Source organism: Microbulbifer regidiadema (SeqCode) (genome assembly GCF_052467605.1).
Window position 1 is genome coordinate 1,865,074 of sequence record NZ_CP174316.1, and the last position, 24,579, is coordinate 1,889,652.

Consider the following 24,579-nt stretch of genomic DNA (forward strand, 5'->3'; position numbering starts at 1 on the left):
GGTGGTGTTTTCCACTTGTACTACTTCTTTGGTTCTTCATCGACATCAGCATTTACCGCCGCCGACTCCTCGGCGACCTCAGCAGCTGTGTCGTCTTTGGCAAACATACTGCTAGGTGGCAGCGTCGCGGTTAGAGAGTCCTCACTCTCCTCTATATGCAGCGATTCGGCACCGCTTTCGTCGTCGCTGTAAACTTCGTCCTCATCACTGGGGTCAAGCTCTGCATCCGCCTCCGGGGAGTCTTCCGACTCCTCCCGCGCCAGCTGCTGCTGAACTTCCGCAGCTGCACTTTCCACCAGATCTTCTTCGCTAGAGGAGCGCAGCGCGTCACCATCGATATCCGGCTCGGGCGGAGCTGTTACTTCAGTCACATCGGACTCAGCCTCAGCGACAATCTCCTCGGCCAGCGCCTCTACCAGTGCATCATCCACATCCTCCCCCCCGGCGGCAGGGGCTTGTGTAGAGACTTCAGCCTCGGGGGCTTGCACAGGCTCAGGATCTGTCGAAATACTCGTATCCGCCTCGGCATCCCCCGCCTCTGGGGGCAGTCCTTCCCGCTCCAATATCTGGTTCAGACTGTCAATATCGCGAATCTCAGCCAGGGTCGGCAGGTCATCCAAATTACTTAAATTAAAGTAATCGAGAAACTCCCGGGTTGTCGCGTAGAGAGATGGCTTGCCGGGTACATCCCGCTGCCCCACCACCTTAATCCAGCCGCGCTCCAGCAGTGTTTTAACAATCTGCGAACTCACCGCTACGCCGCGAACATCCTCGATATCGCCCCGGGTTACCGGCTGGCGGTAGGCGATAATGGCGAGGGTCTCCAGGGTTGCGCGGGAGTACCTCTGCGCCTTCTCCTCCCACAACCGATTAACCCAGGGGGCCAGCTCTTCAGACACCTGAAAACGCCAGCCACTGGCGACCTTCTTCAGCTCAAAGCCCCTATCGGCACAACTCTGGGCAATTTCTTCGAGCACATCTCTCAGGGTAGTCTTGGAGGGCTGCTCTTCCTCCTCCAGCAGAGACAACAATTTCTCTTCACTGAGAGGCTGGCCAGCAGCCAACAGGGCGCCTTCGACAATTTTACGCAGTAATTCGGGGGCGATTGTCATCTTCTAATTTCTAACTCGAATACATTTTTGACGCTTTATCCGGGGCCTCTACAGCTTCGTCCCCGAGCCCTTCAGCGTCTTCAAGAGCCCAATCCTCCAGCTCGCTGTCGACACCCTCCCCGCCTTCACCGCTGTGGGTAGTGGCGCGAGCGCGCACATGAATCGGGCCAAAAGCTTCGTTTTGCACCAGTTCCACCAGGGACTCTTTCACCAGTTCCATCACTGCCAGGAAGGTCACTACGACACCCAGGCGTCCCTCCTCCACGGTAAACAAGCTGACAAAAGGCACAAACTGGCCGTGGCGAATTCTATCCAGTACCTGGGTCATACGCTCGCGAGTAGACAGCTTCTCCCGCTCGACCTGGTGACTCTCAAACATATCCGCGCGCCGCAATACATCTGCCAGGGCAACCAGGACTTCTTTCAAGTCAATTTCCGGGTCGGGGCGTGTGATACTGCGATCGGGCGCCTCTGCACTGGCCTGGTGAATATCCCGGCCAACGCGGGGGATCTCATCGAGGTCCTCAGCCGCCGTTTTGAAGCGCTCGTACTCCTGCAAGCGGCGAATCAGAGCCGCGCGGGGGTCTTCGCCCTCCTCTTCCTCGGCCTCCGGCGGTCGCGGCAGCAGCATCCGCGACTTGATCTCCGCCAACATAGCCGCCATAACCAGGTACTCAGCGGCCAATTCAAAGCGAATTGCCGTCATCATATCCACATACACCATATATTGATGGGTGATGTCGGCGACGTTGATCTCGAGAATATCCAGGTTTTGGCGGCGAATCAGATACAGCAGGAGATCCAGGGGCCCCTCAAAAGCTTCCAGAACAACTTCCAGGGCATCGGGTGGAATAAAAAGGTCCTGTGGGAGGTCGGTAAAGGCTTCGCCCTGCACCAGGGCCAGGGGGGAATCCTCATCCGAGTCCCCGCCCTGCGATTCGCCATCGCCAGCCGGGTCAGAGGCCTCGTCACCGCCAGCCGCAACTTCGGCCAACACCTGCTCCTCGACCTGCGCTAGTAACTCTTCACTGGACACCCTGCCCCACCCTCAATCGTGCAAACGCGCGATTATACACGAGCGACGCGGCTTTCAGCCCAGTATTTCGTCAGTCGCGCCACACCCCTGGCGAATCAGCTGGGGCTCATCGCCGGTCAGATCCACCACCGAAGTGGGTTCCAACCCGCAGAAACCCCCATCGATAACCAGCTCAACCTGGTGCTCCAGGGTTTCGCGGATATCGTACGGCTCAGTCAGAGGCTGCTCTTCGCCGGGCAGAATCAGGCTGCAACTCATCAGCGGCTCGCCCAGCTCTTCGATCAGGGCCAGGGTGATGGGGTTGTCCGGCACTCGAATACCGATGGTCTTGCGTTTCGGGTGAATCAGCCTGCGCGGCACTTCGGCCGTCGCCGGCATAATAAAGGTGTAGGGACCCGGGGTATGATTCTTCAACAAGCGAAACATCTGGTTGTCGACCTTGGCATAGGTCGCCAGCTCCGATAGGTCCCGGCACATCAACGTGAAGTTGTGCTGTTTATCCAGCTGGCGCACCGCCCGAATACGCTCGACAGCCAGCTTCTCTCCCAGGCGACAACCGATGGCATATGCGGAGTCGGTGGGAAAAACAATAACGCCCCCCTGGGCGACAATCTCAGCCGCCTGACTAATCAGGCGGCCTTGAGGATTATCCGGATGAATCTGAAAAAACTGCGCCACAAAGCCCCCCAAAAGCCTTACCGATAGAAAATACCTCACCGCCACTCACCGGTCTCAACGCCGGGCGGCGGCCCCCAATTCACAGAATTGGAATCAGGGCAGCGGAGCGTGACCCCACTGTTCCCGGTGCAGAGTGTGCCACAGATTCCACACAGGCTCGACGTCTGTGGGCAAGTGAACGCACCCCAACTCCCGCCAGGGCTGCTCCGGTTGATGGAAATCGCTGCCAAGAGAGCAGTGTGGCATCGATCTGCCCGCCGCTTCGGCAGCGGAGAGCAGAAGAGCCCTCAACTCCCGGGTCTGAGTCGGGTTTTGCCGGCCACACAACAGCTCCACCGCATCCCCGCTCCCGGCGAGAAACGCCCCCAACAGCCGCAACAACTGGGTGCGGGTCAATCCGTATTTGAGGGGGTGGGCCAATACCGCACAGCCACCGGCCCCGTGAATGGTCGCGATGGTCTCTTCCAGCTGGGGCCACTCGACCCGCACATCCCCCACCTTACCGGCCCCCAAGTAGCGCTTAAAGGCCTTGCCCACATCCTCTATATGGCCCGCCTCCACCAGCCAGCGGGCAAAGTGCGGCCGCCCCAACACCGAATCGCCCGCCATAGCGCGGCCGCCCTCAAGGGCCCCGGTAAAACCGCACTTTTCCAACTTTTCCGCAATGCGCAGCGCCCGCTCCTCGCGCAGCTGTTCGCGCAACTGGATCGCCGCTCGCAGCGACTCCGACTGCGGATTGATATTCAGCCCCACAATATGCACAGGCCTGCGCCCCCAGAGGCTGGAGAACTCCACTCCCGCGATCACCGCTATTCCCAAACGGTCGCCCTCGCGCTGCGCCTCCCCCACACCACCCACCGTATCGTGGTCGGTCAGGGCGAGCATTGTCACACCCTGGGATTTCGCTCTCGACACCAGCTGTGCAGGACTTAAAATACCGTCGGACGCGGTACTGTGGCTGTGCAGATCCACCAGGTCTGTCTTCAAATCGGCTGAAAGGGTCTTCAACAACAGGCTCTCACTCAGTTCGACGATGAAAAAGGTCGCCATATCCGTCTTTTTAGGAACAATCGCCCTTTGCCGCTGTCTATGCGGCACCCGGCGTTTTCAGGGATAAGGCCCGGACTCGCAGTCACAGTAAGCGACGCGCCGGGGCCGAAGTCTGACAGCAGTTTTGTCAGCGGGGAAATTGAACTGGCGGTCAGTACGATTTGACGCCCCTCAGCTTCCAGCGGGCATTATCACCGGAATTGAGTATGACCGAAACGAATTCGACCACGACATCTCCCGAGAAACCTAAAAAGGAAGGGTTTCTCAGCAATATCACCTTCAATGTCATTATTCCGACATTGATCCTGACCAAGCTCTCTGGAGATGAATGGCTGGGCACCACCTGGGCACTGATAGCCGCCCTCGCCTTCCCCCTGGGCTACGGCCTTCGCGACCTGCTGCGCCTGGGCAAGGTCAACTTTTTCTCAGCCCTCGGTTTTATTGGCATCCTGCTGACCGGCGGCATCAGCCTGCTGAAGCTGGACCCGCAATATATTGCGATCAAAGAAGCCGCTATCCCCGGCCTGCTGGGCATCGCCACCGCACTCTCTGTTTACACCCGCTGGCCCCTGGTCAAAACGCTGCTCTACAACGACCAAATTCTCGATACTGCAAAAATTGCCCAGTCCCTACAGGATAATGGCAACCAGCCGGCCTTTGACCGCACCCTGCGCCAAACCTCATGGATTGTGGCCGGATCATTCTTTTTCTCCTCGGCGCTGAACTATATCCTCGCCAAAATGATCGTTATCAGCCCGCCGGGCACCGAGGCCTACAACACCGAGCTGGGTGAAATGACGCTGTATGGCTATCTGGTTATTGCACTCCCATCAACCCTGATTTTGATGGGCGCACTCTTTTTCCTCTTCTCCCGCATCGGCAAACTGACCGGGTTAAAGCTGGAAGAAGTCATGGTTGCGCAATAGCAACTTTAAAAAACTAACAAGAGTATTAACAATCATGTGGTACGCAATCATCAGTGAAGATGTTGGCGATAGCCTCCCCTTACGCAAAAAAGCCCGCGCCGCTCACCTGGCCCGACTCAACCTGCTCAAAGATGAAGGGCGCCTACTGGCCGCAGGACCGCACCCCGGCATCGACAGCGAGGAGCCCGGTGAAGCCGGCTTTACCGGCAGCCTGGTCATCGCCGAATTCCCCTCTCTGCAAGAGGCCCGGACCTGGGCGGACAGCGACCCCTACATCGAAGCGGGCGTCTATGCATCGGTTGTGGTCAAGCCCTACAAGCTCGTGCTGCCCTAACAAAAACTCCCAATAAATAGCTGTATCACAATGAAAAAATTCCTGTCCGGTGTGCTCGCTGTGGCGCTGCTGAACTCAGCACCAGCGGCGCTTGCAGCGGAGACCCGCTACATTACCGATCAACTTCACGTGCCCATGCGCTCCGGCAAAGGCAACGAGTTCCGGATTATCCACCGCGGCCTGGCCAGCGGCACCGAACTGACACTGCTCGAAGATGCGGCATCAGAGGGCTGGGCAAAAGTGCGCACCCCCAGCGGCACCGAGGGCTGGATCAGGCGCCAGTATTTGGTCAGCGAGCCGGTGGCCAAATTAAAGCTGGCAACGGCGGAGGCAAATCTGGCCCGCTTTGAAAAAATGGAAGGCAATCTGGGGGGCGAGGTTCGCCGCCTGGAAACAGAGAACAGTGAACTGCACAGCGCCCTGACTTCCGCCGAACAGCAGAGCCAGGCGCTGGCCGCCGAGCTCAAGAACCTGAAATCCCTTTCCGCCGACGCCATCTCACTCAATGAGCGCCACCAGAAACTCCTGCACCAATACGAGCTGCTAAAGCAGGAAAAAAGTATGGCGGAAGCGGAGATCCAGCGCCTGTCCAGCAGCGATGCGCGCAAGTGGCAGCTGTACGGAGCCCTATCCGTTGTACTGGGTGCTATCCTGGCGATGATTGCCCCACACTTGCGCCCGCGCAAGCGCAATTCCGAGTGGGCCAACTGATTTCCTCGCCGCGATAAAAATCGCTTACTATACGGCTGCGGGCACGCAAATAAGCACCCCGCAGTCAGTAGCATCCAGGCATATATCAACCCTCTCTCTCACTGAGACCTGGCATATTAGTAAACCGATTTGACCCGGACACTCAAAGGACACGGATGATGCGCAAGTTATTCACTCTGCTTTTTTGCACCCTTTTCAGCCTGCCACTCTTTGCTCAAAACCCACAGGTAGAACTAAAGACCGACCTCGGCGTTATCCGCGTGGAGTTATTTGCCCAGCGGGCCCCGGTCACCGTAGAGAATTTCCTCGCCTATATCGACAGTGGCTTTTACGATGGCATTATTTTCCACAGAGTAGTACCCGGCTATGTCGTGCAAGGTGGCGGCTTCACCTTCGACTTCCACAAAAAAGAAACCCGCGACGCCATCATCAACGAATCGACCAACGGACTGCAAAATCTGCGCGGAACCCTGTCAATGGCACGCACCCGCGACCCCGACAGCGCCACCTCGCAGTTTTTTATCAACCTGAAAGACAATTTCAAACTCGATGGCAGTGAAGACAAACCCGGCTATGCCGTTTTCGGCAGAGTGATCGAGGGAATGTCGATCGTCGAGAAAATTGAGCGGGAACCCCGGGGGCTCTACCGCCAGCACCCCGAGGCCCCAAACATCCCAATCCGTATACTTTCCGCAAAACGAATTAGCGCCAGTGACACTACTGTCGCTGAAAATAGCAAGGGAGAATAAGTAGTGATCGCTCTCAGCGTAAACCTCAATAAAATCGCCTTAATTCGCAACTCCCGCGAAGGCAACTTTCCCGATGTCATCGCCCACGGGCGCAGCTGCCTGGACGCCGGCGCCCAGGGGCTGACCGTTCACCCCCGCCCCGACCAGCGACATATCCGCCCCGGCGATATGCGCGGTCTGGCAGCGCTCTGCGCCGGCCGCGAAAACATTGAGTTTAATGTTGAGGGCAACCCCTTTGCCGCCCCCCTGGGGGATTACCCTGGCCTGATCCCCCTGGTGACAGAAACCCAGCCGGACCAGTGCACCCTGGTACCCGACAGCAACGATCAGCTCACTTCGGACCACGGTTTTGACCTCAAGAAGGACGGCGATCGCTTGGTTCCCATCATTGAGCAACTGAAAAAAGCCGGCATACGTGTCAGCCTGTTTATGGACCCGGACCTGGAACAAATCGGCCTGGCCAAGGCGGTGGGCGCAGACCGCATTGAGCTCTACACCGGCCCCTACGCCGAAGCGGCAGCCAAGCAGAGCCCAGAGCTGGAAAGTATTTTCTCCGCCCACTGTGCCGCAGCCGAGCACGCACACCAACTGGGCCTGGGCATTAATGCCGGCCACGATCTCAACCTGGTCAACCTGCCGCGCTACCGCACCCTGCCGGGACTGCAAGAGGTCTCTATTGGCCACGCCTTTACTGTCGACGCTATCGGTATGGGCTTGGAAAATGCCGTCAACGCCTACGTCAACTGCCTCGCCGGCAACTGATGCAAAGCCTCAACATTATTGGTGCCGGCCGCCTGGGCAAAACCCTCGGGCGGCTGTGGCAGGAAAATGGTGTACTGCGGGTACAGTCGATTTACAACCGCAGCCTGGAGAGCGGTCGGGCTGCCAGCCGATTTATCGGCGCCGGCAACGCCGCCGAATCCCTCGCCGCAATGCCGGCGGCAGATCTGTGGCTGATCAGTTGCATCGACAGCGAAATCGGCGCATTTGCCCAGCAGCTGGCCGCAAGTGACCTTATCGACCACAGTACCCTGGTATTCCACTGTAGCGGCGCCCTCAGCTCTGAGGTGCTCAAAGCTTTAAAGCCCGCCCTCACTGCCAGCGCCCACCCGGTACACAGTTTTGCCAAACCGGAAACTTCGCTGGAGACTTTTGCCGGCACCAGCGTCGCCATTGAGGGGGACCCCCGAGCCGGGCAAATCCTCTCTGCGGCCTTTGCCGCTATTGGCGGCGAAATCCTCAATATCGACCCCAGTAACAAGTCCCTCTACCACGCCGGATCGGTCATTGCCTCCAACTATTTGACCACCCTGATGGACCTGAGCCTACAGAGCTTTGCTGCCGCCGGTATAGAGCGAGACCGGGCCCTGCGCCTGCTGGCGCCGATTGTTTCGCAGACCCTGCAAAACAATATGACCCTGGGGCCGGAGAAATCGCTGACGGGCCCCATTGCCCGGGGGGATATCGCAACCGTGAGCGCGCAGGTGGAAAGCCTCGCCGCTGTGGATAGCCAACTGGCACTCTGCTATCGCCATCTGGGCCTGGCCTGTGTAGAGTTGGCGCGGCGCGGCCCACTCTCAGACGAGAGTGCGGCCAAATTGATCGAATTGCTGAGCGAGCCAACGCGGTGAAAGACTCCTCCGAATACCTGGAAAAAAAAGCCTTCTTCGACAGCCTCTTGACGATTTATGGGCGCAAGCCCGTACTCGAAGCCCTCGAGGATTTATCCGTACCCGTCCACAAATTACACCTGGCCAGCAGTAACCGGCGCGACCAGTTGATTCAGCGGATGGAGAGCCTGGCAGAAGAGCGCCAGATTGAAATCGCCTACTGGGATCGCAAAGGCCTGTCCCGGATTTCCAAAAACTCCCGCCAAGATCAGGGGGTAGCCCTGGACCTTGCCCTGCCCCACTACGGCCGGGCGGCGGACTTTTTACAGAAAGTTAGCGCTCCAGAGCATAAAAGCACTTATGAACTGCTGGCCCTGGATGGCATTACCAACCCACAAAATCTGGGCATGATTATCCGCTCGGCCTGTGCCGGTGGCATCGATGGAATTATTCTGCCGAAAAAAGGCTGTGCACAGATAGATCCACTGGTGATCAAAGCCAGCACCGGCACCCTGTTTAAAACCCAGATTTTGCGTTGCGACAAACTGGCGGCCACCCTGGGAGAGTTTCGCGAGGCTGGCGCCCAGATTTGCGGCCTGTCATCCCACGCTCAAACCACTCTGAGAGAGGTCTCCAGTCAAGTTTCCACCATTTTTGTACTGGGTAATGAGACCCACGGCGTCAGCGATGCCGTCGCCAGCCAGTGCAATGAGCTGGTGCGTATCCCGATGCAAAACGATGTGGAAAGCCTGAATGTGGCGGTTACTGCCGCGCTGATCAGCTTCCGCCGTGAAATCTAACTCTCCCCAACTGGGAGGCATCCGCCTCCCAAGTCTCCACTTATCCCACGGATTCCCACCCAGCTTATCCAAGATTTTCCACTACCCACAGATTCTGTGGATATCTCTGTGGCTAACTTCGAGCGGCAGGCCGCAAAGGCCCGTGAATTGGTCATTGTGACAATATGAAGAAAAAATAGACAGCTCGGGAAACGCTCAAAAAATCAACGAGTTAGCAAAAGCCCAAGCATATTTTTAATAGCAATCTGTACTAATTAAAGATCGAATAAGGAGAAAAGCTCACTGTGGAAAATAGAGTACCAGGGAGTCTGTAAATAATTCCACAGTACCTCTGCGAAGCTTTAAAGCCCGTCCTGCGGGGCTTTCAGGAGGCTCCCTACCACCGCCAAATAAAAGAAAGGGGCGCTAAGCACCCCTTTCCACTGCCCCCTTACTCCCACTCAATCGTTGCGGGCGGCTTGCTGGAGACGTCGTAAACCACACGGGAGATATGCTCTATCTCGTTGATAATGCGATTGGAGACCTTCTCGATCAGCTCGTAGGGCAGGTGCGCCCAGCGCGCGGTCATAAAGTCCACCGTTTCAACGGCGCGCAGGGCCACTACATACTCATAGCGGCGGCCGTCGCCGACAACACCCACCGACTTCACCGGCAGGAATACAGCAAAGGCCTGGCTGGTTTTGTGGTACCAGTCGGCGTTGTGCAACTCTTCGATAAAGATCGCATCCGCCTCTCTCAAGATATCGGCATACTCCCGCTTGACCTCACCGAGAATCCGCACGCCCAGGCCCGGGCCCGGGAAGGGGTGGCGGTAAACCATATCGTAAGGCAGACCCAGTTCCAGACCGATCTTGCGCACCTCGTCTTTAAACAGCTCGCGCAGGGGCTCCACCAACTCAAACTGCATATCTTCCGGCAGGCCGCCCACATTGTGGTGAGACTTGATCACATGCGCCTTGCCGGTTTTGGCGGCGGCGGACTCAATAACGTCGGGATAGATAGTGCCCTGGGCCAGGAATTTAACTTCCTGTAATTTGGACGCCTCACGATCGAAGATCTCGATAAAGGTGTTGCCGATAATTTTGCGCTTGGCCTCCGGGTCCTTTTCACCTTCGAGGCGCCCGAGGAAATCCTCCTCCGCATCGGCGCGAATAACCCGCACCCCCATATTGTCGGCGAACATCTGCATCACCTGATCGCCTTCGTTTTTACGCAGGAGACCGTTGTCCACAAATACACAAGTCAGCTGATCGCCAATGGCCTTGTGTAACAGGGCCGCCACCACAGAGCTGTCGACACCGCCGGACAAGCCGAGTAGCACCTTATCCTCACCCACCTGGGCGCGCACCTTGGCGATAGAATCTTCAATAATATTGGCGGGGGTCCAGAGTTTTTCACACCCGCAAATATCGATCACAAAGCGCTCATAAATACGCATGCCCTGCAGGGTGTGAGTCACTTCCGGGTGGAACTGCACACCGAAGAAATTCTTCTCCGCGCTGTACATACCGGCAATCGGGCAGGAGTCTGTCGATGCCAGCAACTCAAAGCCCTCTGGCATCGCCACAACCTTGTCGCCGTGGCTCATCCACACATCCAACAGGGCGCTGCCATCCTCAGTGACATGATCTTTGATATCGCTCAGCAGCTTGGATTGGCCCTCCACCTTTACCTGGGCGTAGCCGAACTCGCGGACATCGCTGCCCTGCACAGAGCCGCCCAGCTGGTGGGCCATAGTCTGCATGCCGTAGCAAATACCCAATACCGGCACGCCCAGGTTGTAAACGATTTCCGGCGCGCGCGGCGAGCCCTCTTCCGGCACCGACTCGGGGCCGCCGGCGAGAATAATCCCCTTGGGTTGATATGCGCAAATTTCCTCTTCGCTCATATCGAAAGCGCGAATTTCAGAGAATACGCCCAACTCGCGGACACGGCGGGCGATCAATTGAGTGTACTGGGACCCGAAGTCGAGAATGAGTATTCGGCTGGAATGGATATCTTGGCTCATAACTTACTCGATAACTGGATTAAATAACGGCAAACGGACCTTAAAGGTCCGTTTGCTGCTTGCTCTGTTTATGTTTTTTCACCCGGGAAAGGTCGAGGGCTTAGCGGCGGCCCACCGGATAGTTGGGCGCTTCTTTGGTGATCTGTACATCGTGGACATGGGACTCACCCATACCGGCCGCAGTGACCCGTACAAACTCGGGGCGGGTGCGCATAATGTCGATATCGACACTGCCGGTATAGCCCATCGCCGAGCGCAGGCCGCCCATCATCTGGTGGACGATGGCGGACAGCGGGCCTTTATACGGTACGCGACCCTCGATGCCCTCCGGTACCAGCTTTTCAGCGCCCTTGCTCGCATCCTGGAAGTAGCGATCGGAAGAGCCCTGGGTACGGGACATAGCGCCGAGAGAACCCATCCCCCGGTAAGACTTGTAGGTACGGCCCTGGTAGAGTTCGACTTCACCGGGCGCCTCTTCGGTACCGGCGAACATGGAGCCCATCATGACCGATGAAGCGCCGGCAACGATCGCCTTGGAAATATCGCCGGAGTAACGAATACCGCCATCGGCAATCATCGGCACGCCGAATTCTTTAAGGGCTGAGGCAACCTCGGCAATTGCGGTCACCTGGGGTACACCGATGCCTGTTACGATACGAGTGGTACAGATAGAACCGGGACCAATACCCACTTTGACCGCATCCGCACCGGCCTCAACCAGTGCCCGCGCCGCTTCCGCCGTGGCGATATTGCCACCGATCACATCGACGCGGGGATGCATTTCCTTAATGCGGCGCACGCGCTCGATCACATTGCGGGAGTGGCCGTGAGCGGTATCCACAACCAGTACATCAACGCCGGCTTCTACCAGTGCCGCCACGCGATCGTCGGTATCCGGGCTGGTGCCTACAGAGGCGCCAACGCGCAGACGGCCATCGGAATCCTTACAGGAGTTCGGGTACTGCTCCGCTTTGTTAAAGTCTTTAACCGTGATCAGGCCGCGCAGCTCAAAGTTGTCGTTAACAACTAATACTTTTTCGATGCGATGCTTGTGCAGTAGCTCGCGCACCTCATCGGGGCAGGCATCTTCATGGGCCGTTACCAAACGCTCTTTCGGCGTCATAATACTGGCGACACTGACATCGAGATCCGTTAAAAAGCGAACATCGCGACTGGTAACGATACCGACCAGATCTCCACGATTCATTACCGGTACACCGGAAATATTGTGGTGGCTGGTCAGCGCGATCAACTCGCGTACCGTGGCGTCGGACTCAATCGTAATCGGGTCTTTTACCACACCGGCTTCAAACTTCTTCACCGCGCGAACGGCGAGAGCCTGAGCCTCTATCGACATACTTTTGTGAATAATGCCGATACCCCCTTCCTGGGCCAGGGCAATGGCCAGGCGAGCTTCCGTCACCGTATCCATAGCGGCGGACACAATGGGGATGTTCAGGGTAATGTTGCGGGAGAGTTGGGTTTTTAAACTCACATCCTTGGCCGTGACCTCGGAATATCCGGGCACAAGTAGGACGTCGTCAAAAGTGAGGGCTTCGCGCGCGATGCGCAGATTGGATTCAGACATTGTTGACACTCAAACCTCGAAATAGGCGGGATTGGGTATCGGCGCGATTATACCTCTACGCGCCCAAAGCGCAAACACCAATTTACAGAAAAACCAATTTGTAGTGCAAAACGCTTTACCTAAACAGGCGATACTGCAATATTGCTCCGCCAAAATTGCCCGACGAGATTCAGCGATGCAGACAATTCCCCCAAGTCAAAATGCCAAGCGCAGCGTGCTGTCGGTAAGCGACCTGAATCGGGAAGTTAAACATCTCCTGGAAAGCAGTGTGCCACTGCTGTGGATTAGCGGAGAGATTTCCAATTTTTCTGTCCCCAGTTCCGGGCACTGGTATTTTAGTCTCAAAGATGCCCGCGCCCAGGTGCGCTGCGCGATGTTTCGCGGACGCAATCGCAGCGTTGCCTTTCGACCGCAAAACGGCCGCGAGGTTTTAATTCGGGCCAGGGTGAGCCTGTACGAAGGGCGCGGAGAATTTCAGCTGATCGTGGAGCATATGGAGGAGGCCGGCTTTGGCGCTCTGATGCGCCAACTGGAACAGCTCAAAGCAAAATTAAACGCCGAGGGCCTGTTTGACGCCAGCAAAAAACGCCCCCTGCCTTTTTTGCCAACCAATATCGGTATTGTCACCTCGCCCACCGGAGCGGCGATACGGGATATGATCCACGTATTGGGCAGAAGACACCCCTCGGCCACCATTGAACTTTGGCCGGTGGCGGTTCAAGGTCAGGGCGCCGCCGAGCAAATTGCGGCGGCCATTGAAAAAGCCGGCCGCAGTGGCCGCCACGATTTATTAATTGTCGGTCGCGGCGGCGGTTCCCTCGAAGACCTGTGGTCTTTTAATGAGGAAATTGTCGCCCGCGCACTGGCCGCCAGTCCTATTCCCACTATTTCTGCCGTCGGCCACGAGACCGACACCACGATTGCCGATTTAGCCGCCGACCTGCGCGCGCCCACGCCCTCTGCCGCAGCGGAAATAGCCAGCGCCAATGCCGCAGAGATTCTACAGCGGCTCGAACAGGCCCAGCGCAGACTCCAGCGCGCGATAGACAATCAATTAAAACACCTGTCCCAACAGGTCCAATTGCGACGCAACCGCTTGCGCCACCCCCGGGAGCAGCTCCTCAACCAGGCCCAGCGCCTGGACCACCTGGAAATGCGCCTAGCTGCGGCGAGCCAACAGCAGATTCACAAACGCAAAACCCAACTGACCTCTGCCGTGCGGGCCTTTAGCCACAGTCAACCGGCGCGCCGGCTCGATGAGAGCCAGAAAAAGTTAATACAGCTACAGGCAAATTTACAGCGCGCCATGCAATTAATTTTACAGCGCAGTGGCGACACACTGGCTCACCGCGCACAGATGTTGCAAAACATCAGCCCACTGGCCGTTTTACAGCGGGGCTACGCCATTGTGCTGGACTCCGACAAACGCGCAGTGCGTGACAGTGCAGACCTGCGTACCGACCAGCAGGTCCAAGTCAGGTTGGCCAGGGGAAGTTTCAGCGCAACAGTTGACGCCGTTTCTGACTAGAAAACCAATTCACTCCCCAGTCGCCAAAGAGTCAAGAGCGCAATTCCCACGACACTATACTTTGCCAGGAAAATGTCAGCGGAGCGCTCTATGGGTAGTGAAGCTACTGCCGTCCACCTAAACCTGTGGGGCTGGCTATTACTTTCTGCACTATTTCTTGCCGCAAGCGCCTGCTCCGAACAAAAGCGCGAGTCCGGTGTGGCCGAGTCAGTCACTATGTCGGCGGCCGAGGCAGGCGACGCGAATAAAGCGGCCAGAGCGCAGCCCGAAATTGCCCCCGCCAAAGAAGCGCCGGTTAATTATCTCGAAACCGGTGACCTGCAAGCAATTAAAAAGCACGACACCATCCGCTTTGTTAATCTATCCGGCGCCTCGGAGGATTTACTCCCCCGCGACGGAGTCGTCAGCCTGCGCCACTTTGAACTCGCCAACAAACTGGCCAAACAATTAAAACTGGAGCCCAAGTGGATTAAAGCGGAAACGCCAGACCAAGCGATACAAATGCTAATCGATGGCGAGGCCGATATTATCGCCTACAACTTAACTGTCACCGATGCCCGTGAAAAGGTCATCGAATTTACCGTGCCCGTACGTCACGCACGCCTTATTTTGGTTACCGGCCCAGAGGGACCAGACATTTCAGATGCCCGCCAATTAAAGAATATTGAAATTATTATTCCCGCCGGCTCTGCCATCCGGGAAACCGCCGAAAAAATTGTGGCCGAAAACCCCAACGCCAACCTGACCATCCGCGAACTGGATATTCACGGCAACCGCGATAACCTGATGGACCTTATCAACGCGCAGAAAAATCGCGTGGCCATACTGGAGGACTTTGCCGCAGAAGACCTGCGCAATTATCGCGACGACTTACGCCTGGGTGCCGACGTATCCACAATGCAAAATATTGCCTGGGGCCTACGCAAAAACGCCAAGCGTCTCAATACCACCGTCAATCATTTCCTCACCCGCAATTTGGTCAAAGCCCAAGTGGAGCGCATTACCGACTGGAAGGGCATTAAAAAATCCGGGGTGATCCGCCTGCTGACTTATAACGGCCCCACAACCTACTTTCTGTGGAAAGGGGTATTAATGGGATTTGACTACGACCTGGCACAAGCCTTTGCCAACAAACACAACCTGCAATTACAGGTGATTGTGGTCCCCTATGAGGAGAGCTTGGCCGATTGGCTGAGAGCCGGGCGCGGCGACTTTGCCGGCGCCGAACTCAATATTACCTCCGCCCTTGAGGCCCAGGGCATGGTGTTTACCAAACCCTATGTGGAATCCTCGGACCAGGTTGTCAGCGACAAGGGGCGCCCGCCGATCAAGCAAATCCAGGATCTCAATGGTCGCAAACTCACCCTGCGGGCCTATTCCTCTTTTATCGAGGTAGCAGAGTCCTTAAAAAATGCCGGTATAGATGTCGATATTCGTGTCGCACCACCGGATATTTCCCAGTCGCAAATTTTTTCAATGATTGCCGACGGCCTGATCGATGCCACCATTGCCCACTCGGGCCGCGCCAAAATCGAGACCTCGGTAGAACCCGATCTCACCCTCGGCACCCTGATCGGCGACCCGCGCCCACAGGGATGGCTGGTGCTGCGCAAAAACTGGCACCTGCTACAAAATTTAAATAAATTCTTGCAAAGTTACAGGAAAACCAGCCAGTACAAACAACAGTATCAGGCCTATTTTGAGCCGAATAAACGTTTTATGCGCCGTGTCAGTTCGAGGGTTATACCGGGAGAAAAGCTCTCCCCTTTCGACAAGCTGGTCAAGGAGTCGGCCTTTAAATACGACTTTGACTGGCGCATGATCGTTGCGCAAATGTGGCAGGAGAGCAATTTCAATCCCAAGGCCGTGTCCCCGGTTGGCGCCCAGGGCCTGATGCAGGTGATGCCCGCCACCGCAGAGGAAATGGGGTTCCCCCCGCCACTGTTTGAACCTGAAAGAGGGATAAAGGCGGGGGTAAAATATATGGACTGGGTGCGCGATCGCTTTAATCCCGCCCTGCCCACCGTGAATAAACTCTGGTTTACCCTGGCCTCCTACAATGCTGGATACGGCCACTTGCTCGATGCCCAGCGCCTGGCCAAAGAACTGGGGCTGGACCCCAATGTGTGGTTCGACAATGTAGAGGTGGCCATGCTAAAGCTGGCCCAGCCGCAGTATTTTAAGCGGGCCCGCTACGGCTATGTGCGGGGCTCTGAGCCCGTACAGTATGTGCGCAATATCAGCAAACTGTACAAGGCCTACGTCGAAGTGATGAGCGATACCGTGGCGTTTTACCCCCCGATACAGAGACTCCCCCCCAAAGTCCACTGTGAACCCGGGGACGTGCCAGAGGGGATGGTACACTGGGCCCCCGCTTACTCTTCCCCCTAGACGGCCACAGGGGCCCAATAGGGTTGAGGAGCCCCTGAATAATTCCGTCACGCCCCAGACTTGCAGAGGCTCAACACAATTTTGCCGGTGATACTGCGTGATTCCAGCAGTTTATGCGCCTCCACCACCTGCTCCAGGGGAAACTGGGCGGCAATTTGCGGGCGAACTTTTCCCGCTTCAATCAACGGCCACACCTTCGCCTCCAGCGCTTGTGCAATGCCGGATTTCACCTGCGGCGAGCGGGCCCGCAGGGTTGACCCGCTTAACGTGAGTCGCTTCAACATCACCGGCAGCATATTCACCTCCACTTTGGCGCCAGCCAGGTAGGCAATATTCACGATCCGACCATCATTAGCGGCTACACGAATATTATTATTGATATAACTGCCACCGACCATATCCAAAATAACATCGGCGCCGCGCTCCGCTGTCGCCTCGCGCACAACGGAGACAAAGTCTTCCTCCCGATAATTAATCGCCCGCTCCGCTCCCAGTGCCACACAGGCTGCACACTTTTCTGCGCTTCCCGCAGTGACAAAAACCCGGGCTGCGAAACTGTGGGCCAACTGGATAGCCGTAGTGCCAATACCCGAGGCGCCGCCGTGAATTAAGATCACCTCGCCCGCTTTTAAAGCGGCGCGATCAAAAACATTGCTCCATACGGTAAAGAAGGTTTCCGGCAGGGCCGCCGCCTCAACTGGGGTTAGGTTTGCCGGAATCGGCAGGCACTGCCCCTCTGGGGCGACGGCATACTCGGCGTAGCCCCCGCCATTGGTCAGCGCGCAGACCTTATCTCCCACCTGCCAGCGCGCAACCTTGCCCCCAATCGCAACAACCTCACCGGCAACCTCCAACCCCAGCACCGCCGATGCCCCAGCAGGTGGTGGATAGTGGCCCTGGCGCTGCACAATATCCGGGCGATTGACCCCGGCCGCCGCCACGCGGATAAGGACTTCGTCCGGCCCCGGAGTTGGCCGCTCCATCTCCTGCAACTGCATTACTTCGGGCCCACCAAAGGCAGGCAGATCAATAAACCGCATCGACTTTCCCTTTATTGACTTTCACTTTATGGCCACGCCAGCCACACAAGGTTACCAGAGATTTCCACCCTATTTTTAATTGTCCTAGCACCAATAAAAACGGCCAGGACCTCCCGACAAATTTAGATTGCGGGAGGCCCTGGCCGTATCTAGGCCTGGTCAGCTAAAACATCATTCTCCAGACCAATAGTTTATTCGCCGCGCTTAAAGCTCGTAAATAAACTCAACACCCATTACGCGACCTTTATTCAGCGGGGTAAAGCTGGCACCGATACCACCGAGATTGACCGGTAGCTGGGTATCATTGCCCTCGGTAACTTCATCCAGCATATTTTTACCGAATACAGAGAGCGTGTATTGGCCGCTATCGGAGGTATAGCCAATACTGAAGTCCAGCATTTCAACTTCAGACAACATACCCCGGTTATCATCACTGTAAGGTGCTTCATCGCGGTGGTTAAAGTTAATGCGGGAAGTCAGGTTTCCGTAGGAGCCCAGGGATAGGTCGTGTACCACGCCAACGCCATAGGTCCAGGGCGCCAGGCGGGGAATCTCAAGACCCAGGTCTACATCATCTACGACACCATCACCGTTCAGGTCGCCGAGTACCCTGTCGTAGTCGCCATCCACATAGCCCACATTGAAGGTCAACAGCAGGTTTTCACTCAGCGCGGCCATAGCCTCAAGCTCGGCACCGCGAATGGTGGCATCAGCGGTGTTGCGAATAATCTGCGCCACGCCGCTCGCCGCATCGGGCATATTCTCCTCCCGCTGCATATCGTCAATCGAGTTGTGGAACACCGCCATATTGGTGCGCAGGCGGCCATTGAACCAATCTACCTTGGCGCCGATTTCGAAGCTGTTCTGCTCCTCCTGATCTGTTGCCTGTGGTTCATAGGGAGTGAGAGGGGGCTGGGTGGGATCTAGACCGGCGTTGCGCAAGTTGTAGCCGCCACTGCGAAAGCCCTTGGTCCAGAAGGTATAGAGCTGGGTCTCGTCGGAAACCGTCCACTGCAAGCCGACTTTGGGCGTAAAGGCATTCCAGCTTTCGCTATCCGTGAAGTCGTATTGAGAGCAGCCATCCAGGGTGCAGGTATTCAGAGGAATAGAGGCAATCTTGACGTCTTTTTCCTCTTGCGAGTAGCGCCCTCCCAAGGTCAGCACCCAGGCCTCATTCAGGTCGATGTCCGCCTGGGTAAAAATGCCATAAGTGCTGTGATCCTGCTCACCGCCACCGGTCCAATCGAACAGACCACCGGCCAGCAAGCGATTTTCCAGATAGGTCACATCCTGAGAGAACCAGTAAACACCGCTAGTGATCGCCGTGCGACCGAAGCGACCGGCATAGCGCAGCTCGTTACTGAGCTGGCTCTGTTCTACATTGGAGTCGGCATGGAAGCCCACTATCGGCAGGGAATCTACATCGGCGAGGCCCTGCGCCTCATAGGTGCGCCAGGCCAGGATATTGGTAATGGTACCGTTACCAAATTCAACGTCTTTATTGAATTCAGTAATAATCTGGCTCCACTCGTCTTTTTGGTAGCCCTCTTCATCCTGGGCAACCTCAAAGGAGTCTTCACTATTGTCCCAGTTAAGAATACCGTACGCCTCAGCAATCTGAGTTGCACTGGGGTATATGTCATAGCCAGTTCCGGTATCAACGACTAAGGCTTCGCTACCACGGTTTTGCGCAACAACCCCATCGGAGTCCATGCGCCCGTGTTCCATCCGCACAATAAGCTCAGCGGTTTCATTGAGTTGAACACTAAAACTCGGGCGAATAAACCAGCTGTCTGAGGCACCGGCATTATCATTGCCGGTAGCGACGTTTTCGAACCAGCCGCGATCATCGTTGTAGTACACCGTCAGGCGGCCGTTGACATCCTCAGAGATGGCACCGTTGATTGAACCTGCGGCTACCATATCCAGATTGTCGGTGGTGGATACCTTAAAGCGGGTGGAAAATTCATCGGTGGGGCGCGCGGTTTTAACCACAACAGCACCACCGGTAACATTGCGGCCGAACAGCAGTCCCTGCGGACCGCGGAGCACTTCGATACCCTCCAGGTCAAACAGGTCGGTGACAACACCCGCATTCACACCGAGGTACATACCATCGACAAAGACCCCTACCGTGGGATCAATCGACGGAATAGAGCTATTGACTCCGAGACCGCGCACCGTAAAGTTTGCCGTGTTTTTTACCGTGCCTACATCCTCCAACTGGACGTTCGGCATTTTGAAAGAAAGACTCTGCAAATCTCGGGTTTGCAGTGCTTCCAGTTGATCGCCAGAATAGGCGGTAGCCGCTACTGGAACATCCTGAAGTAATTCCGCGTCTGCACGCTTGCGGGCGGTAACCTGCACTTCTTCCATAAGGGTGCCGACAGCGCCCTCTGCGGCATAACTGGGGCTGATACCACTGGCTAACCAAAGCGTTGCTACGGAACAGGCGGAAAGCAGAGCAGAGTGCTGCCTGGATTTTGACGGACTTTCCATGTTTTCTCTCCATTGTTTTATTTTTTTTATGTACAACAACGGACTTATCGCAACCGGTACTGCCTGGCCCCACCGCTCCACCTCTAAAAAGAGGTTCCGACTAAGTGAAGCTCCGATTCAAGACCGTGCTGATAAAGAGGCACAAATTTCGCAGTGAATCTGTGACATGGACAGGTTACAGGCTCACAACCCGGTGTGGAAGTCCATTTGCCACAAATGCCGGCAAAATAACCCAATTAGTCGGAAAAATTCTTTCAAATTGAATAAAAAATTAAAGGAATCTAAAGAAATAAAACTATGCACTGTTTAAGGGCGACCTATTTAAGGCGCTCCCCAACAGCATAAATTGATTACTTTTCAAAAATCCAATGACAATATGTATCTAATCCACCAGAAAAACACAAAATTTTTTGTCTACTTTAAAAGGGATATGCTATTAGGATTTTAGCCGAGCCTCGAAACTTCTAGCGCTCGGCTCGAAGGAAAGAATACCCTGTATTCGATACTCGCTTTGACCACGCCCCGACAAGTTCGCAACCGATAACCTGCCTAATATAATCCCTCCACCGCCCTTTTTAGCCGCTAACATTTAGATCGGCAGAGACTAAAAAGCAAAAAACTCCATTAAGCTGGTACGTTTAACCCTATTCAGTTTGACCAACCAGCCCAACTTAAAAGTAAACTTCATCGTTTCTTGGTAATCATTTTTTTGCAGTGGATATGTCATCACTACCAGCGGTGAAAGCGGAGAGTATTTGATGAATTTCCCCCGCTTCGAGTGTTTCTTTTTCCAAAAGCGCTCCGGCCAATGCATCCAATTTAGTGCGGTTTTTTGTCAGCAACTGGTCTACTTTCATCTCAATGCCACTGATCAAGGCAATAATTTCATCATCAATAATCTCTGAGGTGTGCTCACTAAAGTCTTTCTGCTGAGCCATCTCGCGTCCCAGAAATATATGCTCCTCTCCCCGGCGGAAGGCCACCGGCCCCAACTTTTCACTCATGCCCCAGTGAGTAACCATATGGCGAGCGAGTCGCGTCGCCTGCTTTAAGTCTGCCTCGGCACCAGTGCTCACCTCTTTAAACACTACTCGCTCAGCCACCCTTCCCCCGAGCATGACACCGATACGATCGCGCAGATAGCTGGCCTGCATACTGTGATGCTCTTCGCTGGGTATCTGTTCGGTGGCACCGAGGCTGTGCCCCCTGGGGATAATAGTCGCCTTCTCCAGGGGATCGGCATTTGGCAGCAGGGTTGCCACCAGCGCATGCCCCGCCTCGTGGTAGGCAATAATCCGCTTGTCCTCTTCACTGATCATCATTTCGCGCTCACCGCCGAGGACCACCTTGTCGCGGGCGCGCAGTAAACAATCCATATCCACCGCCGACTGATCTTCCCGCCCCGCCAGCAGCGCAGCTTCATTGATAAGGTTTTCCAAATCCGCACCGGCAAAGCCCGCAGTCAGAGCTGCGAGTCGCTCCAGATCCACCTTGCCGTGCAAAGGGACCTCTCGTGAATGGATCTCCAGAATCTCTCTGCGCGCGGCCTTATCGGGCAAATCCAGGGTCACCTTGCGATCAAAGCGGCCCGGCCGCAGCAGGGCCGCATCGAGTACATCCGGTCGATTGGTTGCCGCCACTACAACGACCGCCTCCTGGGGATCAAAACCGTCCATTTCCCCCAGAATCTGGTTGAGCGTCTGCTCCCGCTCATCGTGCCCACCGCCAACACCGGTGCCCCGAGCCCGGCCGACAGAGTCGATCTCATCAATAAAAATAATGGCGGGAGCCTCTTTCTTAGCCTCGGCGAACATATCCCGCACTCGCGAAGCACCCACCCCCACAAACATCTCGATAAACTCAGAACCGCTGATACTGAAAAATGGCGCCTCGCTCTCACCGGCCAAAGCCTTAGCCATCAGGGTTTTTCCCGTACCGGGAGGGCCCATCAACAGAATACCTCGGGGGATTTTTGCGCCAAGCTTGCGGTAATGCTCTGGGTTCTTTAGATAACCCGCCACTTCCTGTAGGTCCCGCTTCGCATTCGCCAGCCCCGCCACATCGGCGAAAGTCACCGCTGACTCACTGCGCTCAAAGCGCTTTGCCGGGGAGCGGGCAAAACCGAAGGGGCTGCCGGGAGCACCTCCGGCCATCTTTTCCTGCATTCGCCGCCCCAGCCAGACCAGCAGCCCGACAATTAATATCCAGGGCAACAGCAGGATCAGAGTCCGTTGTAGAAAGCTGCCTCCGGGGGATTCAGCCAGGATTTCCACCTTCTCCCGCTCCAGCAGGGGCAGCAACTCCGGGTCCTGAACCGGTGGCAAAACCGTAGCAAAATGCTCTGGGGTTGGGGGCTTCTCCCCTTTTTTAGCGGCGGGTTGCGCTGGCGACCTTGCCGGTTCCGACTTATCCAGCTTAAAGGTGCCGCTGACTCGATCGCCCTCAATAACCACACTGGCAACCCGGCCCTCGGCGACCGCACTCTTAAAATCGCTGTAAGCTAATTCAGTCCGCTTGCCGGAAAGCTGCCCGCTAGTGCAAAACTGTACGGTCAGTATCAGCAGGAAAATCCATAGAAAATACTGCAACCAGTTCAGCGGCCCCTGCTGTAGCGGCTTGCCGGATAGCGGTGAAGGTGGCTCCTCCTGCGGCGGCTTTTGCTGTTGGTCCTGCTCGTCCGCCATATTTTCTCGCTGTATCTGGAGAGGCCCACCACCCGACGAAAGATCGGGTCCGGCAGTGGAAGGTGCGAATTATCGCAATCCCACTGGAGTCATCAGTATAGTTCCCCGCCATTCCCAGCGGGAATTTCCCACACCTCCAGCCCCAACACCCGATCCAAGCGCACTATTTTCAAAGTAAGGCTTGCAAAGCGAAAGCGGACACGGCAGAATTCGCGCCCTGTCGAGACTGGTCGACTGTTCCCACAGAGGTCCAGAAACTCGATAAGTTGCGGATTTTTAAGGAATTTTTTCCAAAAAGAGGTTGACGGCAACGAATCAACTCTCTATAGTACGCACCCATAACGACGCGCTCGTAGCTCAGCTGGATAGAGTACCTGGCTACGAACCAGGCGGTCGGAGGTTCGAATCCTCCCGAGCGCGCCATACGATAGGCTGAAAGGCCAGAAAAAAGGGTTACCTTCGGGTAGCCCTTTTTTTGTTGCCGAATGGTCAGTGCGAGATTTCTTTTCTCGCCTGCAATTGGCTCCACCCTGGAGCAGAGTGGCGCATCGCGATATCACCACTACAGCATCCCCCTTGAATCTTTGTCGCTCCCAGAGGGGCATCACTCCAGCGCACGCTTTAGATCACTATACGTAAACACCCGTTTAGCCGCCGCCCAACGATTGGGAGCGCCTTAATCGTTTTGCACTGGTACTCCAGTGCCGAGTCAATAAAAGTGAAGACAGTAGCGGACCCGCGACCAAGTGGGCTAATCTATGCGGGCGCCCAAGCAGAGGCACGCCCCTTTAAAGAGCGGAGACAGCTAGACCGAGAGCTCTCTGCGGACAATTTCTGCACCTGCACTCAAAGCATTGAGCTTGCCCCTTGCCACCTGACGGGATAGCGGCGCCATACCGCAGTTGGTACAGGGGTAGAGATTTTCGGCATCCACATGCTTCAGCGCTTTGCGCAGGGTGTTGGCCACCTCTTCCGGAGTCTCAATGGTGTTGCTTGCCACATCAATAGCACCCACCATCACTTTTTTGCCTCGAATAAGCTCAAGCAAATCTATTGGAACATGGGAGTTGTGACATTCCAGTGAGATCAGGTCGACGTTAGATTTTTGCAGCTTTGGAAACGCCTCTTCATACTGCCTCCACTCTGAACCCAGAGTCTTCTTCCAGTCTGTATTGGCTTTGATGCCATAGCCATAGCAAATATGTACGGCAGTTTGGCATTTCAGCCCCTCAATGGCTTTTTCTAAAGTGGCAATACCCCAGTCATTCACTTCATCAAAAAATACATTAAATGCCGGCTCATCAAACTGAATAATATCGACACCAGCGGCCTCCAGCTCCCGAGCCTCCTGGTTGAGAATTTTGGCAAATTCCCAGGCGAGCTTTTCGCGGCTCTTATAGTGGCTATCGTAGAGCGTATCGATCATTGTCATGGGGCCAGGCAACGCCCACTTAATAGCCTGACCAGTTTGCTGACGTAAAAACTTGGCGTCTTCAATAAACACTGGTTTTTGCCGCGATACTTCGCCAACAACTGTCGGCACACTCGCATCATAGCGATCTCGAATTTTAACGGTTTCACGCTTTTCAAAGTCAACACCATTGAGGTGTTCGATAAAGGTCGTGACAAAATGCTGGCGAGTTTGCTCACCATCGCTAACGATATCGATACCGGCTTGCTGCTGCTCTTTTAGCACCAGGCGCAAGGCGTCTTGCTTGCCTTCGATTAATTGGTCGCCCCGCAGTTTCCAGGGCGACCACAGTTTTTCCGGCTCCGCAAGCCAAGACGGTTTTGGCAAGCTGCCGGCGGTTGAGGTTGGCAATAAACGACTCATA

Annotated in this window: 19 protein-coding genes and 1 tRNA gene; 10 read left to right on the top strand and 10 right to left on the bottom strand. The window is 55.8% G+C overall.

Annotation, left to right across the window (positions count from 1 at the left end; translation table 11 throughout):
• Positions 1 to 20: 20 nt before the first annotated feature.
• From scpB to ACJJIF_RS08820, 4 genes are all read right to left on the bottom strand, one after another.
• Positions 21 to 1,112: an SMC-Scp complex subunit ScpB gene (gene scpB / locus ACJJIF_RS08805; protein ID WP_444931847.1), complete on the bottom strand. Its 1,092-nt coding sequence runs from the start codon at positions 1,110 to 1,112 to the stop codon at positions 21 to 23.
• A 10-nt stretch (positions 1,113 to 1,122) separates the two neighbouring features.
• Positions 1,123 to 2,148, bottom strand: a complete 1,026-nt coding sequence (locus ACJJIF_RS08810; RefSeq protein ID WP_444931848.1) for a segregation and condensation protein A — start codon at positions 2,146 to 2,148, stop codon at positions 1,123 to 1,125.
• Positions 2,149 to 2,202: 54 nt separating this feature from the next.
• On the bottom strand, positions 2,203 to 2,826 hold the full coding sequence (locus ACJJIF_RS08815) for an L-threonylcarbamoyladenylate synthase (protein ID WP_444931849.1): 624 nt from the start codon (positions 2,824 to 2,826) through the stop codon (positions 2,203 to 2,205).
• A 93-nt stretch (positions 2,827 to 2,919) separates the two neighbouring features.
• On the bottom strand, positions 2,920 to 3,876 hold the full coding sequence (locus ACJJIF_RS08820) for a PHP domain-containing protein (protein ID WP_444931850.1): 957 nt from the start codon (positions 3,874 to 3,876) through the stop codon (positions 2,920 to 2,922).
• A gap of 206 nt (positions 3,877 to 4,082) precedes the next feature.
• Here ACJJIF_RS08820 and ACJJIF_RS08825 point away from each other — a divergent pair, with 206 nt between their 5' ends.
• The 7 genes from ACJJIF_RS08825 (at position 4,083) to rlmB (ending at position 9,006) form a co-directional block, all read left to right on the top strand.
• Entirely contained in the window at positions 4,083 to 4,802 is a 720-nt protein-coding gene (locus ACJJIF_RS08825) for a VC0807 family protein (RefSeq protein ID WP_444931851.1), read from the top strand.
• Between the two features lie 34 nt (positions 4,803 to 4,836).
• Positions 4,837 to 5,136 (top strand): YciI family protein, encoded by a 300-nt coding sequence (locus ACJJIF_RS08830; protein WP_444931852.1) that lies wholly within the window; start codon positions 4,837 to 4,839, stop codon positions 5,134 to 5,136.
• Between the two features lie 30 nt (positions 5,137 to 5,166).
• Positions 5,167 to 5,847, top strand: coding sequence for a TIGR04211 family SH3 domain-containing protein (locus ACJJIF_RS08835; RefSeq protein WP_444931853.1), 681 nt, complete (start codon positions 5,167 to 5,169; stop codon positions 5,845 to 5,847).
• A 158-nt stretch (positions 5,848 to 6,005) separates the two neighbouring features.
• On the top strand, positions 6,006 to 6,596 hold the full coding sequence (locus ACJJIF_RS08840) for a peptidylprolyl isomerase (protein ID WP_444931854.1): 591 nt from the start codon (positions 6,006 to 6,008) through the stop codon (positions 6,594 to 6,596).
• 3 nt (positions 6,597 to 6,599) lie between these two features.
• Complete coding sequence (locus ACJJIF_RS08845; RefSeq protein WP_444931855.1) at positions 6,600 to 7,358, top strand: pyridoxine 5'-phosphate synthase; 759 nt, start codon at positions 6,600 to 6,602, stop codon at positions 7,356 to 7,358.
• Positions 7,358 to 8,227 (top strand): Rossmann-like and DUF2520 domain-containing protein, encoded by an 870-nt coding sequence (locus ACJJIF_RS08850; RefSeq protein ID WP_444931856.1) that lies wholly within the window; start codon positions 7,358 to 7,360, stop codon positions 8,225 to 8,227. The genes ACJJIF_RS08845 and ACJJIF_RS08850 overlap by 1 nt, the downstream gene beginning before the upstream one ends.
• The gene (gene rlmB / locus ACJJIF_RS08855; protein ID WP_444931857.1) at positions 8,224 to 9,006 is read left to right on the top strand and encodes a 23S rRNA (guanosine(2251)-2'-O)-methyltransferase RlmB; all 783 of its coding nucleotides are present in this window, start codon (positions 8,224 to 8,226) and stop codon (positions 9,004 to 9,006) included. The genes ACJJIF_RS08850 and rlmB overlap by 4 nt, the downstream gene beginning before the upstream one ends.
• A gap of 430 nt (positions 9,007 to 9,436) precedes the next feature.
• On the opposite strand, the gene guaA is transcribed toward rlmB, so the two are convergent.
• Together guaA and guaB are read right to left on the bottom strand one after the other, a co-directional pair.
• Positions 9,437 to 11,014, bottom strand: coding sequence for a glutamine-hydrolyzing GMP synthase (gene guaA / locus ACJJIF_RS08860; RefSeq protein ID WP_444931858.1), 1,578 nt, complete (start codon positions 11,012 to 11,014; stop codon positions 9,437 to 9,439).
• Between the two features lie 100 nt (positions 11,015 to 11,114).
• The gene (guaB, locus tag ACJJIF_RS08865; RefSeq protein WP_444931859.1) at positions 11,115 to 12,602 is read right to left on the bottom strand and encodes an IMP dehydrogenase; all 1,488 of its coding nucleotides are present in this window, start codon (positions 12,600 to 12,602) and stop codon (positions 11,115 to 11,117) included.
• A gap of 175 nt (positions 12,603 to 12,777) precedes the next feature.
• Here guaB and xseA point away from each other — a divergent pair, with 175 nt between their 5' ends.
• Together xseA and ACJJIF_RS08875 are read left to right on the top strand one after the other, a co-directional pair.
• Positions 12,778 to 14,130, top strand: a complete 1,353-nt coding sequence (xseA, locus tag ACJJIF_RS08870; protein ID WP_444931860.1) for an exodeoxyribonuclease VII large subunit — start codon at positions 12,778 to 12,780, stop codon at positions 14,128 to 14,130.
• Between the two features lie 90 nt (positions 14,131 to 14,220).
• Complete coding sequence (locus ACJJIF_RS08875) at positions 14,221 to 16,521, top strand: transporter substrate-binding domain-containing protein (RefSeq protein ID WP_444931861.1); 2,301 nt, start codon at positions 14,221 to 14,223, stop codon at positions 16,519 to 16,521.
• A 47-nt stretch (positions 16,522 to 16,568) separates the two neighbouring features.
• On the opposite strand, the gene ACJJIF_RS08880 is transcribed toward ACJJIF_RS08875, so the two are convergent.
• The 3 genes from ACJJIF_RS08880 to ftsH form a co-directional block, all read right to left on the bottom strand.
• Positions 16,569 to 17,561 carry an NAD(P)H-quinone oxidoreductase gene (locus ACJJIF_RS08880; protein WP_444931862.1) on the bottom strand — a complete coding sequence of 331 codons (993 nt, stop codon included), beginning with the start codon at positions 17,559 to 17,561 and terminating at the stop codon, positions 16,569 to 16,571.
• Between the two features lie 204 nt (positions 17,562 to 17,765).
• A complete protein-coding gene (locus ACJJIF_RS08885) occupies positions 17,766 to 20,060 on the bottom strand; it encodes a TonB-dependent receptor (protein ID WP_444931863.1) in 2,295 nt (764 codons plus the stop codon).
• Positions 20,061 to 20,761: 701 nt separating this feature from the next.
• Positions 20,762 to 22,744, bottom strand: a complete 1,983-nt coding sequence (gene ftsH / locus ACJJIF_RS08890) for an ATP-dependent zinc metalloprotease FtsH (RefSeq protein ID WP_444931864.1) — start codon at positions 22,742 to 22,744, stop codon at positions 20,762 to 20,764.
• Between the two features lie 346 nt (positions 22,745 to 23,090).
• Here ftsH and ACJJIF_RS08895 point away from each other — a divergent pair.
• Positions 23,091 to 23,167, top strand: a tRNA-Arg gene (locus tag ACJJIF_RS08895).
• 382 nt (positions 23,168 to 23,549) lie between these two features.
• Here the strand turns inward: ACJJIF_RS08895 and ACJJIF_RS08900 are convergent.
• The gene (locus tag ACJJIF_RS08900) at positions 23,550 to 24,578 is read right to left on the bottom strand and encodes a methionine synthase (protein WP_444931865.1); all 1,029 of its coding nucleotides are present in this window, start codon (positions 24,576 to 24,578) and stop codon (positions 23,550 to 23,552) included.
• Position 24,579: the final 1 nt, after the last annotated feature.